Here is a 14190-nt window from a genome sequence, read left to right as displayed (position 1 = left end):
TTCAGACCGTCGCGGGAACCCGCAGCACCTCCACGGTGCCCTGGCTGCCGTCGACCCTGAGCAGGTCGCCGTCCCGGATGAGCATGGTGGCGTTCCTGGTCCCGACGACGGCGGGGATGCCCAGCTCGCGCGCCACGATGGCCGCGTGCGACAGCGGGGCGCCGATGTCGGTGACCACCGCGGCGGCACGCGGGAACAACAACGTCCACCCCACGTTCGTCACGGTCGTCACCAGGATCTCGCCCTCCGCCAGGCGGTCGCCCTCCTCCACGGAGAAGATCACGCGGGCCACGCCCTCCACCACGCCCGACGCGCCGGGGAAGCCGGTGACCTCCTGCGAGGGCGCCGCCGCCCCCGCCTCGGCGTCGAACACGTCGCCGCGCCGGTTCGGGTCGGCCGCCCACCGCTCCGGATCGAACCGGCCGCGGATGATCCCGGGATAACGCGGCAGCGACGAATACAGCTCGTGGGTCGCCCGGCGCTTGGCCACCTGCGACAGCGGCCTGCGCGATCCGCGCAGCACCTGGATGATCTCGTCCATCGTCAGGAAGAACAGGTCGTCGCCGTGCCCGCTCACCTGGCCGGCCCGTACGACGAAGTCGCGCACCATCCAGAAACCGCGCATCATCTCCGAGCGCGTCTCCTCGCGGGCGCGGACGATCGCCTCCCACCGGTCGATCTTGCGGCGGAACTTCTCGGCCTGGCGCGGGTGGCGCTCGCGGAAGCGGCTCCAGGCGGCGCTGCTCGCCTCGTCCTGGCGCTTCAGCAGCTCGCCCGGGTCCACGGTGAGCCCGGCGATCTGCCGGTCGAGCCAGCCGGGGTCCTCCACGGGCCTGGGCACCGAGACCTCGAACTCGTCCGGGCAGCGGTGGCCGTAGCGCCTGGTGTACTCCTCGCGCGTGATCTCGCCCCGCTTGTACCTGGCCAGGCCGAGCAGCGGTCCGAGGCTCTCCAGGCGGCCGTCGCCGGCCTGGATCCCCGACATCAGCACGGAGGCGTCGGCCTCGCCCACCAGCTTGTTCAGGCGCGCGCCGAGATAGACCAGCGAGCCGGCGTCCTGGCGGGCGGCGGCGGCCAGCATGCGGTTGCACTCCAGGAACCGCGGCTCGATCTCGTTCTCCCAGAGCGCGGGCAGGTCGTCGCTGACGGCGATCTTGGCGCGGAGCGCCTCGGTGTCGCGTGTCGCCGAGGCGACGTACTCGGGGATGGTGTCGACGAGCTGCTGGATGGCGCGCCGCCCGCCCATGATCGGCTTGGCCGCCTTGAGGGTCTGCCACCGCGTCATCGGCAGCAGCGGCGTCTCCACCCCCTCCGGCACCCTGCCGTACACCGGCAACTGGGCGTCGCGGATCTTCCTGGTCATGCCCAGCGCCCTGCCGAGCGAGGCGGTCAGGCTCATGTTCATGTAGACCCGGCCGCCGATGTTGCCGCAGTACGGATGGCCGCCGAGCTCGCCCACGACCATGATCTCGTCGATGAACGCCCGCACGAGCGACCACGTGCACGGCGTCATCACGCTGGGGATCGCCTCGCCCAGGTTGCCGTTGGTCCACAGGTAGTCGCCCCTGAGCGAGTCGTTCCACACCTCGCGCTGGCCGGTGATGGGCCTGGCCTGCAGGATGTACGGCTCCGCCTGGTGGAGGGCCCATTCGACGTCCACCGCGTGGCCGTACAGCTCCTCGATGGCCATGCCGAGCCCCGCCAGCCGTACCGCCTGGTCCTTCGACAGGACGGGCCTGCAGCGGTCGTCCTCGGGCACCGGCGCCTCGCGGGTGCCGTCCGGAACGCGGACCGTCATGACGTCCTTGTCGGCGACGCTCTCCGCGACGACCGTGAGGTCGTCGCGGTCCATCGTGATCGTGTCGGGGGTGACCAGGCCGCCGACCACGGCCTCGCCCAGGCCCCAGGCGGCGTTGATGGTCAGGCGGTCGCCGTCGTCGGTGAACATGACCCCGGCGGCGTCGGCCGGCACCAGCTCCTGGACCACGACCGCCAGCGCCACCTCGTCGTGGGGCACGCCGTTGCGCTCGCGGTAGGCCACCGCCCGCTCGGTCCACAACGAGGCCCAGCAGCGCCGTACCGTCTCCAGCAGGGAGTCGGCGCCGCGGACGTTGAGGTAGGTGTCCTGCTGGCCGGCGAACGACATGCCCGGCAGGTCCTCGGCGGTCGCCGACGAGCGCACGGCCACCGCCGGCTCGTCGCCCAGCGCGAGGTAGGAGGCGCGGATGTCGTCGGCGATGTCCTGGGGGATCTCGTGGGTGGCGAACAGGCCCGCGATCTGCGCGGCGTCGCCGGCCAGGATGCGTTGCTGCAGGCCGTGGTGCTCGACGTAGGCGCGATAGGCGAAGGTGGTGATGTGGAAGCCCGGCGGAACAGGTAACCGGGCGCGGGCCAGGCGGGCCAGGGACTCGCCCTTGCCTCCGACGGTCGGCAGATCGGCCCGCGGGTCGGCCAGGGCAAGAGTGTTCATGGACCCATCTCCATTCGTCCCGGGGGTTGTCCGCTCGTGAACAGGGCAGACATGTTCACGCTACGGATCGCGGGACTGGGCGGCCCACCCCTAGGCGCCCCAGAATCAGGTCTCGGAAGCCCGTTTGAGCAGGCCGGTCTCGTAGGCCGCGGCCACGGCGGCGGCGCGGTCCTTGACCCCGAGCTTGCCGAAGATGTGGAGCAGGTGGGTCTTGACCGTCGCCTCGGTGATGAACAGCCGGGCGGCCACCTCGCGGTTGGTGGCGCCGCGCGCGATCAGCCCCAGCACCTCCAGCTCGCGACGGCTCAGCGTCTGCGAGGGAGGGCGGACCTTCTGCTGGAGCACCCCGGCCACGGTGGGCGACAACACCGTCTCGCCGCGGGCGGCGGCCTGGGCCGCGCGCAGCAGCTCGACGCGCGGAGTGTCCTTGAGCAGGTATCCGGTGGCCCCTTGCTCGATGGCGGGCAGGACGTCACCGTCGTTGTCGAACGTCGTCAGGACCAGCACGTTGATGCCGGGGTTCTGCTCGCGCAGCCGGCGGATCAGCTCGGCCCCGCTCATCTTGGGCATGCGCAGGTCCATCAGCACGAGATCGGGGTTGGTGCGACGGGTCAGGGCAAGCGCCTCAGGCCCGTCGGCGGCCTCGCCGACGACCTCGAAGGCATCGTCGGTGGAGAAGATCTCGCGCAGACCATCGCGGACGACGGGGTGATCGTCCACGACGATGATACGAATCGGCATGCCTCACGCGTTTCTGGAGTCGGCGGGGATGGCAGGCACGGTAGCAGACACGCCCGTCCCTTGATCGGGGGCGGATTCGATCTCGAAGTCACCGGCCAAACGGGTGACCCTTTGTCTCATTGAGACGAGCCCGAATCCTCCGGCGGGGGAAGGTTCCACCGTCCGGGGGTCGAATCCGCGGCCATCGTCGCGCACGTCGAGCACCACCACGTCTTCCATGTACGACAGTGTGACGGCCACCCGGCCCGCGTCGGCGTGCTTGGCGACGTTGGCCAGAGCCTCCTGCGCCACCCGCAGGATGGTCATCTCCACCTCGGCGTGCAGCGGCCTGGCCTCCCCGGTGACCGACACCGGCGCCGGGATGCCGGCGGTCTGCGACCAGGCGCTCGCGACCTCTTCGAGGGCGGTCGCGAGCTGGGCGTCGGCCAGCGGGGCCGGGCGCATCGCCAGGACCGACCGGCGGGCCTCGTTGAGGCTGTCCCTGGCCAGCATGCGGACGGTGTCGAGCCTGGATCGGGCGGCCGGCACGTCGTCGATGACGTTCTCGGCCACCTCGAGCTGGGTGAGGATGGCGGTCAGCCCCTGGGCGATCGTGTCGTGGATCTCCCTGGCCATGCGCTGCCGCTCGCTGAGCACGCCCGCCTCGCGGGCGCGGGTCAGCAGCTGCGACTGGAGGTTGGAGTTCTCCTCGGCCAGCGCGGCCAGCTTGGCCCCGCTGGCCTTCAGCTGCGCGATCATCGCCTTCCGCTGCTGGTTCTGCCGCGAGATGGTCTGGATGAACAGCCCGACGGTGGAGGCGACGAGGACCGCCAGCAGGAAGGAGAAGGCCAGCTCCGCGGCCGGGCGGGGTTCGGGGCGGGCCAGGACCAGCACGGCCGCGGTCGCGGCCACGCCGGCGTAGGCCAGCCATCCGGACAGAAGGGCGAAGGCCTGGATGAAAGCCCCCAGACCCGCCACCGTGAACAGCGAGTCGATCCTGATCAGCGCCGCCACGAGGGCCAGCATCACCACGAAGTAGCAGACCGCCACCGCGGGCCGCTCGATGCGGCTGAATCTCGAGGAGACCATGAGCCAGTGCCACGCCGCCGTGAACGCCGCCAGGACCGCTGCTTCCGGCTGCCATCCCTGCACCACGGAGAAGGCCGTGGGAAGCAGGATGAAGAGGTACGGCAGAGCCGGCCAGGAGCGGTCCCAGCGCGAGGCGTCAGGCTCGGCGGCGCTCGTCACCATCTGTAGGCCTTCAACGCAGCGCCGCTGGCCACGATGAAGATGGCGGCCATGACGGCCAGGGTGATGGGGGAGGCGGCGTGGCCTTCCCATCCGGCGCGGACCGCCTGGACGGCGGGAGCCATGGGAGTCCAGTCGCCGAGCGAGCGCATCGACTCCGGCAGGGTCTCGCGGGCGCTCATGGCGCCGGAGACGAAGACCATGGGGAAGAAGACGGCCAGGCCGATGACCGTGGCGGCCCGGCCGCTGGGCACCAGGGCGCCGATGAGCAGGCCGATCGCGCCGAGGCTGAGGGCTCCGAGCACCCAGGCGAAGACCATGCCCGGTACGTCGACCGGGCCCTGCAGGCCGTAGGCGAACACGCCGATGGCCGCCAGCACGACCGTGCCGACCACGGCCAGCAGCATGTGCGCGGCCCACTGCGCGCCGAAGATCATGGTGGAGGAGGCCGGGGTGGCGCGCAGCCGCTTGAGCACCCGGCGCTCGCGGTACTGCGCCATCGTGGCGGGCAGGACGACCAGCGAGGCCAGCCCGATGACGAAGACGCTGAGCATCGGGACCACCGCCTCGATCATCGGCAGGCCGCTCGGCAGCGTGCCGCCGTTGCGCATCTTCATCCAGAGGATGACGGCCGGGAAGGCCAGGGCGAAGAAGGCCGCCATGGGGTCGCGCAGGGCGAGCTTGAGCTCGATGGCGATGACGTTGCCAAGACCCTTCATGACACGGTCCTCTCGGTGAGTGCGAAGTAGGCGTCGTCGAGCGAGTTGGTGTGGCCCTTGCTGATGAGTTCGCCCGGGGTGCCCTCGTGGACGACCCGGCCCCGGTCGATGATGGCGATGCGGTCGCAGAGCGCCTCCGCCTCGTCCATGAAGTGGGTGACGAGCACGACGGTGACGCCCCGGTCGCGCATGTCGCGGATCAGGCCCCACGTCATCCGGCGCGCGGCCGGGTCCAGGCCGGTGGTCAGCTCGTCCAGGAAGACGACCTCGGGATTGCCCACCAGGGCCAGCGCGATGAACAGGCGCTGCTTCCAGCCACCGGACAGGCTGCCGAACCGGGCGCGCCGCTTCTCGGTCAGCCCCCACTCGTCCATCAGGGCTCGCCAGTCGGCGGGCGCGTCGTAGAAGGAGGCGTACAGGCGCAGAGCCTCGGCGACCTTGATGGCGTCGGGCAGCGCGGCCTCCTGCAGCTGCGTGCCGATGCGCTGCAGCAGCTCCCTCCGCTGGGTCTGCGGGTCCAGCCCCAGCACGCGCAGGGTGCCGCCGTCGGGCTTGCGCAGGCCGGACATGCACTCCACCGCGGTGGTCTTGCCGGCTCCGTTGGGGCCCAGGATGCCGAAGATCTCGCCCTTCTCGACTTTCAGGGTGACGTCCTCGAGCACTCTGTGCGCTTTGTAGCTCTTCTGCAGGCCGTTGATTTCGATGACTGTCATGGTTCGAGAATCGCCGCTGCCTCGGAGCTCCGGAATCCACCGATTGGTTGATGGGGGTTGGCGCCCCGGATCGGGGTCCCACCCCGATCGGGCCGATCCGGGGGCGCTGACCAGGGGCCGCCCGGGCTAGGGGTATCGAAGGGCGTAGGAGCGGGGTGCCGAAGGGTGAATACCGCATTTCCCGGCCATCTCCAACTCTAAGGAGCATGAGCGATACAGCAGTACGTGTTCGTGAGCTGCGCAAGAAGTACGGCGACGTGGCCGCCGTGGACGGTATCGACCTGGACATCGCCCGGGGCGAGGTGTTCGCGCTCCTGGGGCCCAACGGCGCCGGCAAGACGACCACCGTCGAGATCCTGGAGGGTCACCGCAGGCGCGACGGCGGCGAGGTCAGCGTTCTCGGCGAGGATCCCAGCCGGGCCGGGCGCGCCTGGCGGTCCAAGCTCGGCATCGTGCTGCAGTCGGCCACCGACGCCGCGGAGTTCACCGTCCGTGAGACCGTGCACCATTTTGCGACCTACTTTCCGCGCCCGCGCGACCCGGAGTCGGTGATCGAGCTGGTGGGATTGTCCGGCAAGGCCGATGCCCGCGTCCGCAACCTGTCGGGCGGCCAGCGGCGCCGGGTCGACGTGGCCCTGGGCGTGGTGGGCAGCCCTGAGCTGCTCTTCCTCGACGAGCCGACCACCGGGTTCGACCCCGAGGCCCGCCGCCAGTTCTGGAGCCTGATCTCCCTGCTGGCCAGCGAGGGCACCACCATCGTGCTGACCACGCACTACCTCGATGAGGCGGAGGCGCTGGCCGACCGGGTGGGCGTGATCGCCGCGGGCCGGGTGGTGGCGGTCGGCGAGCCGGCCACGCTCGCCGGGCGGGCCGAGGCGGAGGCGACGGTCGCCTGGTCGACTCCTGACGGGGAGCGCCGGATCAAGACCTCGTCGCCCACCCAGGTGGTCGCCGAGCTCATCGCGCAGTTCGACGGGGAGATCCCCGACCTGACGGTGACGCGGCCGACTCTCGAAGACACCTACCTCGGCCTGATCGGAGAACATCCGTGACCACCACGTTGCCCCTGCAATCCACTGACATCAAGGCGGATCCGGCGCCACAGTTGCCCAGCGCCGCCCGGCTGGCGCTCAAGCGAGGCGCGCTGGAGCTCAAGGGCTTCTTCCGCACCAAGGGCCAGTTCATCGTCATCTTCTCGCTCCCGGCGATCATGCTGATGCTGCTGGGCGCGATGTCGGGAAGCCGTACGGGCCTGCCCGGTGTGACCGGCGCGCAGATCCTCACCGCCGGCATGATCGGCGCCGGCATCATGGGCACCTCCTTCCAGAACCTGGGCATCAACATCGCGCTTGAGCGTCACGACGGGACGCTCAAGCGCCTGTACGGCATGCCCATGCCGCGGGTCGCCTACTTCGGCGGGAAGATCATCCAGGTTCTCGTGTGCATGCTGGCCGAGGTGGCACTGCTGATCGCGGTCGGGGTCCTGATGTTCGGCGTGGCGTTCCCCACGACCGTCAACCAGTGGCTGACCTTCACCTGGGTCCTCATCCTCGGCGGCATCTCCTGCACCTTCCTCGGCATCGCGGCGGGCAGCCTGCCCAAGTCGACGCGAGGCGCCAACGCCGTGATCACGCTGCCCTTCCTCATCGTGCAGTTCTGCTCGGGCGTCTACATCCCCTTCTCCGACGTGCCGGGCTTCCTGCAGGTCTTCGCGTCGATCTTCCCGCTCAAGTGGATGACCCAGGGCATGCGCTCGGTGTTCCTGCCCGAGCAGGCGGTGGTCCTGGAGCCCGCCGGCAGCTGGGAGCTGCCCATGGTCGCCCTCGCGCTCGGCGGCTGGTGCGTGCTGGGTCTCATCCTGTGCCTGAAGACCTTCCGCTGGACCGCGAGGGACGGCGGATAGGAGGGGGAGGTCGGGGATGGGACCACTCTGAAAATGGCTGTCCAATCAATTCATAGGCTCATTCATGGAGGTGCCCATGGCCCCTGTCCCCAGCCCTGCCGCAACGGCTCTCGCGGACTGCGCGAATTGGGAGAACGGTCCCTACGACGTCAACATCTTCCTTCTCGGCGGACCTTCCGATTTCCCGGAGGGCGCCCGGTACAGAAGGCTCGACAATCTCGACGAGAAGGTGAAGATCCAGCACCGCAGTGGATACGAGCATTTCGAGCGATCCGATGAGCACTACCACGTCGGAGGCGACTGCCAGGGTGTCGTCTATCGCTGGACGACCAGGACGAGAATCGCCGAGTAATCCGCGGGACAACATGCGCGCCGCGCCCCCTTGAAAGGTGGGCGCGGCGCTTTTTTTTGACCCCTTGGGGGATCGAAAGTTGTAGACCGGTCGACTTAACGGGTAACCCCGTTGTGGGTGCATAAGGGGCGGCGTACCGTAAATTCCACCAATCGGTCCTCAGGGGGCACGTGATATGGGATTCTTCGAAAGAGACGCGGCGATGGATTCGCTGCAGCGGCTTCTCGGCGAGGCCGTGGAAGGGCGGAGCAGGGTCGCGATGGTGACAGGAGTGGTCGCCACGGGGAAGAGCGAACTCCTGCACGCCTTCGCCGAGCAGGCCTACGGCCAGGCGGCGCTCCCGCTGGTGGCGTCGGCCTCCCGCGCGGAGACGGATCTCCCGCTCGGGGTCATGGGACAACTGCTGGGCGGCGCCCCGCTGGGCGGCCACCTGCGCGAGCAGACGACACGCCTGCTCCACGAGGGCGCCGAGCGCCTGACCACCCCGGTGATCGAAGCCCTGTCCGGCATGTTGTTGTCGCTGGCGGAGCAACTGCCGCTGGTGATCGTGGTCGACGACGTCCACGACGCCGACCACGCCTCGCAGGCCTGCCTGTCGTACTTCATGCGCCGCTCCCGCTCGACGCCGACGATGATGGTGTTCGGCCACGCCGACTACACCCACCAGCGCGACAGGTTCTTCCCCACCGACGTCATGCGCCAGCCGCACTGCACCGCCATCAGGCTGCTGCCCCTCTCCCGCGGCTCGGTGCAGAGCATGGCCGCCGAGCGCCTGGGCCACGAGGCCGCCGAGCGCGTGACGCCGGCGTGGCACCGGCTCAGCGGCGGCAACCCGCTCCTGATGGACGGCCTGGTCGACGACTTCCTCCGCAACGGCACGGACCAGGCGGCCGAAGGGTACGGCGAAGCCGTCCTGTCGTGCCTTCACCGGGCCGACCCTGCCCTGCTGGACGTGGCCCGGTGGGTGGCGGTGCTCGGCGACCCCGGCCTCGTCCGCCGGCTGGCCCACTCCGACACCACCTCGGTCCCCATGTCGCTCCACTGGCTGGAGACGGCAGGACTGCTGGAGGCCGGTCGGTTCCGCGACGAGGCGGGCGCGGCGGCCGTGCTGGCCGACCTGTCCGCCGAGCGGCGCAGGCGGATGCACGGGCAGGCGGCCGAGTTCCTCTACCACGAGGGCGCCTCCGACCTGGCGGTCGCCGAGCAGCTGTGCAAGGCCGAGACCGCCGACGAGTCCTGGGCGGTGCCGGTGCTGGAGTCGGCGGCCCGCAGGCGGCTGGCCGACGGCGACGTCGAGTCGGCCGTCGACTGCCTCAAGCTCGCCCTGCACGGCCGCCTGGACGAACGCGAGCGCTCGGCGATCGCGACCATGCTCATGCGCGCCGAGTGGCGCATCGACCCGAAGGTGCCCATCGGCCACATGGAGGAGCTGACCGCCGCGCTCCACAATGGCTCGCTGCAGGGCAGCGACGCCATGGTCCTGGCCAGGGCGCTGCTGTGGCACGGCCGGATGGACGTGGCCTGCGACGTGCTGGAGCGCATCGCCGAGTCCGGCGACGCCGACCCGCTGACCGTCGCGGAAGGCGTGGGCACCAGGATGTGGCTGCGCTGTACGGCTCCGCCGCTGCTCACCCACATGAACAGCTGGAGCGGCAGGAGCGTCAGCGAGGCCGTCCTGCCCTTCCAGGTGGGCCGGCGGCTGGAGTCGATCAACGTGCTGGCCGGGGCGCTCACCAACGGCCCGCGCGAGCAGATCGTGCAGACGGCCGAGCGCATTCTGCGCAGCTCCAAGCTGGACGAGATGTCGATGGACACGGTGGAGAGCGCGCTGCTCGCCCTCGTGTACGCGGGCAAGGCCGATCGGGCGATGCCCCGCTGCGACGAACTGCTCGGCGAGCTGAGCTCCGGCGGATCGCCTGCGCGCCGTGCCCGCCTGACGGCGATCCGCGCGGAGATCTGCCTGCGCCGCGGCGAACTGGCAGAGGCCGCCGACCTCGCCCGTCAGGCGCTCGAGAGCATCCCGCCCGGCAGCTGGGGCGTGGCCGTGGGCGGCCCGGTGGCCACCCTCATGCTGGCCGCCACCGGGATGGGCCGGTACGACGAGGCGCTCGCCCAGCTCGATCACGCCTTCCCCGAGGCGATGCTCCGTACCCGGTTCGGCGTGCAGTTCCTCCAGGCGCGCGGCCGCTACCAGCTGGCCGTCGGCAACCCCGCGGCGGCCCTGCGGGACTTCCGGCTCTGCGGGGACCTGCTGACCGAGTGGAACATGGACACCTGCGGCTTCATCGCCTGGCGCCCGGACGCCGCAGAGGCGCTCCTGGCGCTGGGCTCGCCCGACGAGGCACGCGAGCTGGCCGAGCAGCAGCTGGAGCGGTCGGGAGCGGGGTCAGAGCGCACCGACGGGATGGCGCTGCGGGTGCTGGCGGTCACCAGCGAGCCGCGGCAGCGGCCGGTGTTCCTGCGCCAGGCGGTGGAGTACCTCCAGGCCTGCGGCGACCGCTACGAGCTGGCCAGGGTGCTGCTCGAGCTCACCGAGGCCTACCACGCCGTGGGCGAGTTCCGCCGGGCGGGCGTCATCGCCGGCCGGGCGCGGACGCTGGCCCAGGAGTGCGGCGCCCGGCCGTTGAGCCGCCTGCTCGCCGTCGACGACGTGCACGCCGAGGACGGTGACCAGCCCGGCAGGGCGGTGGCGATCCTCAGCGACGCCGAGCGCCGGGTGGCGGGGCTGGCCACGGCGGGATACTCCAACCGGGAGATCGCCGCCAAGCTGTTCATCACCGTCAGCACCGTCGAGCAGCACCTGACCCGGGTGTATCGAAAGTTGAACATCACCCAGCGGGCCGACCTGCCGGCGGACCTGAACCTGGTGGGCCACGCCTCGGCCACGATGTAGAGAGCGCAGAACCCCGAGCGACCGGTCGCTCGGGGTTCTGCGCTCTCTTACAGGAGCAGCCAGTCCCTCGTGATCGCGGGCACGATCACGCACGCGTGCAGGACGTACTGCGTGACCATGAAGACGGCGTACGGCCGGCCCCGCTGGGGGCCCTCCGGGATCGGCCGCCTGCACAGCAGCGCGATGGCCAGCCCGCCCGCCCACATGGCGGCCGTCGGCAGGAGCAGCGCCACGTCCAGCAGCAGCACGGCCACCGTGACGACGGCGGGCAACGCCAGCGAGACGGCGATGGCGGCCCGCCGCAGCGCGCGCTCGCCGTGGACCGCCGCGTACGTCACCCGGCCCGCCGCCGCGTCACCCTCCAGGTCGGGCAGGTCCTTGGTGGTCGAGCCCACCAGCCCGGTCCAGAGCGAGGCGGCCAAGACGAAGACGATCAGGGTCGGGTCGGCGTGCAGTTCGCCCGCGTAAGCGTACGCGCCGGCGCAGTAGGTGAGGACGCTCGCGGTCAGCCCGATCGCGATGGTCGCGCTCGTCCTGCGCTTGAGCTGGAAGGGCGGGCCGGAGTAGAGGTAGCCGAGCGTCAGGAAGAGCACGGCCGTGCCGGTCCACGCCGGTCCGAGCGGCACGGCGGCGGCGACCGACACGACCGCCGCGGTGGCGGCGACCCCGGTGGCGAAGGACGGGGACAGCTCACCCCTGGCGATGGGCCGGCGCGAGCCGTTGAGCCGGTCCTCGTTCATGTCGGTGACGCCGTTGTAGAGGTAGACCGCGAAGACGGCCAGGGTCCAGCTGAACGCCCCCCAGGCCACCCTGACGGGCTCGCCCCCTCCGGCCGCCGAGCTGAGCCAGGCCCCGGTGAGGTAGCGGAGCAGGAAGTTGATCTGGACGGTCACTCGCGCCTCGGCCACGCACATGCCGGCGCGACGTATGGGCAGGGGCAGGGGATTGGGTGAGGAGGAACCGATGTCGGTCGTCATCATCAAGCCTTCCGCGCTGAAGCTGTCCAGTCGTCACTTCGGCCGTGGGGGCCCGTGACGTTGCAGATCGACGCCGGATTTCACCCCCAAGTGTCACACATGTCCCGGCTGCCTGAACATCGATGCCACGCGATCAAGGGGATCGGTCCGGTGCGCCCGGGCCGAACTTTAGATACCCGGACTGATCCTTCGGTGCACGGCGGCGTTCTCCTGATCATCGGTCTTGACCTCGCGGGTCAATGATTATTTGGTGTTGGCAGCACGCAGACGCATTCGGAATATCTCGGCGAAGGGGATTCGGGAATGGACGCGAATCGACCAGTAGAGCGTTATTCAAATTTCACGCCACTCGTTCTGCCCAGTCGTTCGTGGCCGGACAAGCGCATTGTTTCCGCGCCCCGATGGCTCTCCACGGATCTGCGTGACGGCAATCAGTCGCTCGCCAACCCGATGTCTCCGGCGAGAAAACTCCGCATGTTCGAACTTCTGATCGACATCGGCTACAAGGAGATCGAGGTCGGGTTCCCGGTCGCCAGCCAGGATGATCATGACTTCGTCCGCCTCCTCATCGAGGAAGATCGCATCCCGGACGACGTCTGGATATCAGCACTGGTGCCGGCCAGGGACGAGTTGATCGAACGCACGATCCAGTGCCTGTCCGGCGCGCCCCGGGCCACGCTGCATCTCTACAACGCGACCGCGCCCCTGTTCCGGCGCGTGGTGTTCGGAATGGACCGGGAGCAGTGCCGGGAGCTGGCGGTGCGGGGAACGGAGCTGGTCAAGAAATATGCCGACAAGGAGCTACGTGAGGGTGATTTTCGTTTCCAGTACTCGCCGGAGTTGTTCAATGAGACCGAGGCCGATTTCTCCCTCGAGGTGTGCGAGGCGGTCATGGACGTGTGGGAGCCGGCCGCGGACCGTCCGATAATCCTGAATTTTCCCACCACCGTGGAGCGTTCGCTCCCGTCCGTTTTCGCTGACCAGATCGAATGGCTCGACCGGAACCTGTCGCGCCGCGAGCACGTCTGCCTGTCCATCCACCCGCACAACGATCGCGGGACGGGCGTGGCCTCGGCCGAACTGGCCCTGCTGGCCGGCGCCCAGCGCATCGAGGGCTGCCTCTTCGGCAACGGCGAGCGGGCGGGCAACGTCTGCCTCGTGACGCTCGGCATGAACATGTTCAGCCACGGCGTCGACCCCGGCATCGACTTCTCCGACATCGACCGCATCCGCCACACCGTCGAACTCTGCAACGAGATCCCCGTCCACCCCAGGCACCCCTACGGCGGCGATCTCGTCTACACCTCCTTCTCCGGCTCGCACCAGGACGCGATCAAAAAGGGCTTCGACGATCTCGAGCGCCAGGCGACCGAGGAGGGGACGAGCGTCGACGAGGTGCCGTGGCAGATGCCGTACCTGCCGATCGATCCCAAGGACGTCGGCCGCACCTACGAGGCGATCGTCCGGATCACCACCCAGTCGGGCAAGGGCGGCGTCGCCTACATCATGAACGCCAGGTACGGCATGCGCCTGCCCAAGGAGCTCCAGCGGGACTTCTCCACCGTGGTCCAGGCCAGCGCGGAGCTGCTGGGCGCGGAGTTGTCGCCGGAACAGGTCTGGGCGCTGTTCGAGAAGGAGTACCTCCTGCCCCAGGGCATGCCGGGCGAGCTGTACGTGGCCGGTGGCCGCATCGCCGCGACGCTCCACCTCGACGGCGCGGGGGAGCACGACGCCCGGACGATCGGCTCCAAACTCTCGGCCTGGGGAATCGACGTGCGCACCGTGCATCGCACGGCCCAGGCGGCCGGGCCGGACTCGGAGGTGACGGTCTACGCCGAGTGCAAGTTCGACGCAGGGATCGTCTGGGGGGCGGGCGTCGACTCCTCGGCCGTCGGGGCGACCCTGTCGGCGATCGGCGTCGCCCTCCGGAGGAACGGCGTGCCCGCGCCGATGATCACCACGCGCCCCGCCTGATCGCCCAGGAGGGCGCCCCGCGCCGACCCGCCCGGGGCGCCCTCCGCATTGGCGCTCACATTTGTCCTAGTGAGCATGTGAATGACAGTGAAATCTGACCCACAGTAATATTTAGAGCAAAGTCTATTGTCGCAATTGAGTTAGGCTCGGGTTCTGTTGGTTGACTCCTTCATTCACCCGATGTCGGTTGCCCGCCTGTCAGTTTTGAACCATGATGTGAA

General features: G+C 69.7%; 11 protein-coding genes. 5 read left to right on the top strand and 6 right to left on the bottom strand.

Translation table 11 applies throughout. The annotated features are described in order from the left end of the window. Position 1: 1 nt before the first annotated feature. The 5 genes from ACIBH1_RS15370 to ACIBH1_RS15350 form a co-directional block, all read right to left on the bottom strand. Positions 2-2470, bottom strand: a complete 2469-nt coding sequence (locus tag ACIBH1_RS15370) for a PEP/pyruvate-binding domain-containing protein (protein ID WP_397314361.1) — start codon at positions 2468-2470, stop codon at positions 2-4. Positions 2471-2575: 105 nt separating this feature from the next. Beyond that, positions 2576-3211 (bottom strand): response regulator, encoded by a 636-nt coding sequence (locus ACIBH1_RS15365; protein ID WP_397314360.1) that lies wholly within the window; start codon positions 3209-3211, stop codon positions 2576-2578. A gap of 3 nt (positions 3212-3214) precedes the next feature. Then, positions 3215-4441 (bottom strand): sensor histidine kinase, encoded by a 1227-nt coding sequence (locus ACIBH1_RS15360; protein WP_397314359.1) that lies wholly within the window; start codon positions 4439-4441, stop codon positions 3215-3217. Then, positions 4435-5157: an ABC transporter permease gene (locus tag ACIBH1_RS15355; protein WP_397314358.1), complete on the bottom strand. Its 723-nt coding sequence runs from the start codon at positions 5155-5157 to the stop codon at positions 4435-4437. Before ACIBH1_RS15355 ends, ACIBH1_RS15360 begins: the two co-directional genes overlap by 7 nt. Next, positions 5154-5870, bottom strand: a complete 717-nt coding sequence (locus ACIBH1_RS15350) for an ABC transporter ATP-binding protein (protein WP_397314356.1) — start codon at positions 5868-5870, stop codon at positions 5154-5156. Before ACIBH1_RS15350 ends, ACIBH1_RS15355 begins: the two co-directional genes overlap by 4 nt. A 206-nt stretch (positions 5871-6076) precedes the next feature. Between ACIBH1_RS15350 and ACIBH1_RS15345 the strand changes: the two genes are divergently transcribed. The 4 genes from ACIBH1_RS15345 (at position 6077) to ACIBH1_RS15330 (ending at position 11018) form a co-directional block, all read left to right on the top strand. After that, positions 6077-6922, top strand: a complete 846-nt coding sequence (locus tag ACIBH1_RS15345) for an ABC transporter ATP-binding protein (protein ID WP_397314355.1) — start codon at positions 6077-6079, stop codon at positions 6920-6922. After that, positions 6919-7773, top strand: a complete 855-nt coding sequence (locus tag ACIBH1_RS15340; protein WP_397314354.1) for an ABC transporter permease — start codon at positions 6919-6921, stop codon at positions 7771-7773. Before ACIBH1_RS15345 ends, ACIBH1_RS15340 begins: the two co-directional genes overlap by 4 nt. A 76-nt stretch (positions 7774-7849) precedes the next feature. Next, positions 7850-8125, top strand: a complete 276-nt coding sequence (locus ACIBH1_RS15335; RefSeq protein ID WP_397314353.1) for a DUF5988 family protein — start codon at positions 7850-7852, stop codon at positions 8123-8125. A 175-nt stretch (positions 8126-8300) separates the two neighbouring features. Then, entirely contained in the window at positions 8301-11018 is a 2718-nt protein-coding gene (locus ACIBH1_RS15330; protein WP_397314352.1) for an AAA family ATPase, read from the top strand. A gap of 47 nt (positions 11019-11065) precedes the next feature. Here the strand turns inward: ACIBH1_RS15330 and ACIBH1_RS15325 are convergent, their stop codons facing one another. Further along, positions 11066-11995: a UbiA family prenyltransferase gene (locus ACIBH1_RS15325; RefSeq protein WP_397314351.1), complete on the bottom strand. Its 930-nt coding sequence runs from the start codon at positions 11993-11995 to the stop codon at positions 11066-11068. Between the two features lie 303 nt (positions 11996-12298). Here ACIBH1_RS15325 and ACIBH1_RS15320 point away from each other — a divergent pair, with 303 nt between their 5' ends. Next, positions 12299-13969, top strand: coding sequence for a 2-isopropylmalate synthase (locus ACIBH1_RS15320; protein ID WP_397314350.1), 1671 nt, complete (start codon positions 12299-12301; stop codon positions 13967-13969). Positions 13970-14190 lie beyond the last annotated feature (221 nt).

Source organism: Nonomuraea sp. NPDC050663, from assembly GCF_044456985.1.
Taxonomy (GTDB): domain Bacteria; phylum Actinomycetota; class Actinomycetes; order Streptosporangiales; family Streptosporangiaceae; genus Nonomuraea.
Note: the sequence above shows the minus strand (reverse complement) of the source record. Positions and strands in the feature narration are given on the sequence as shown.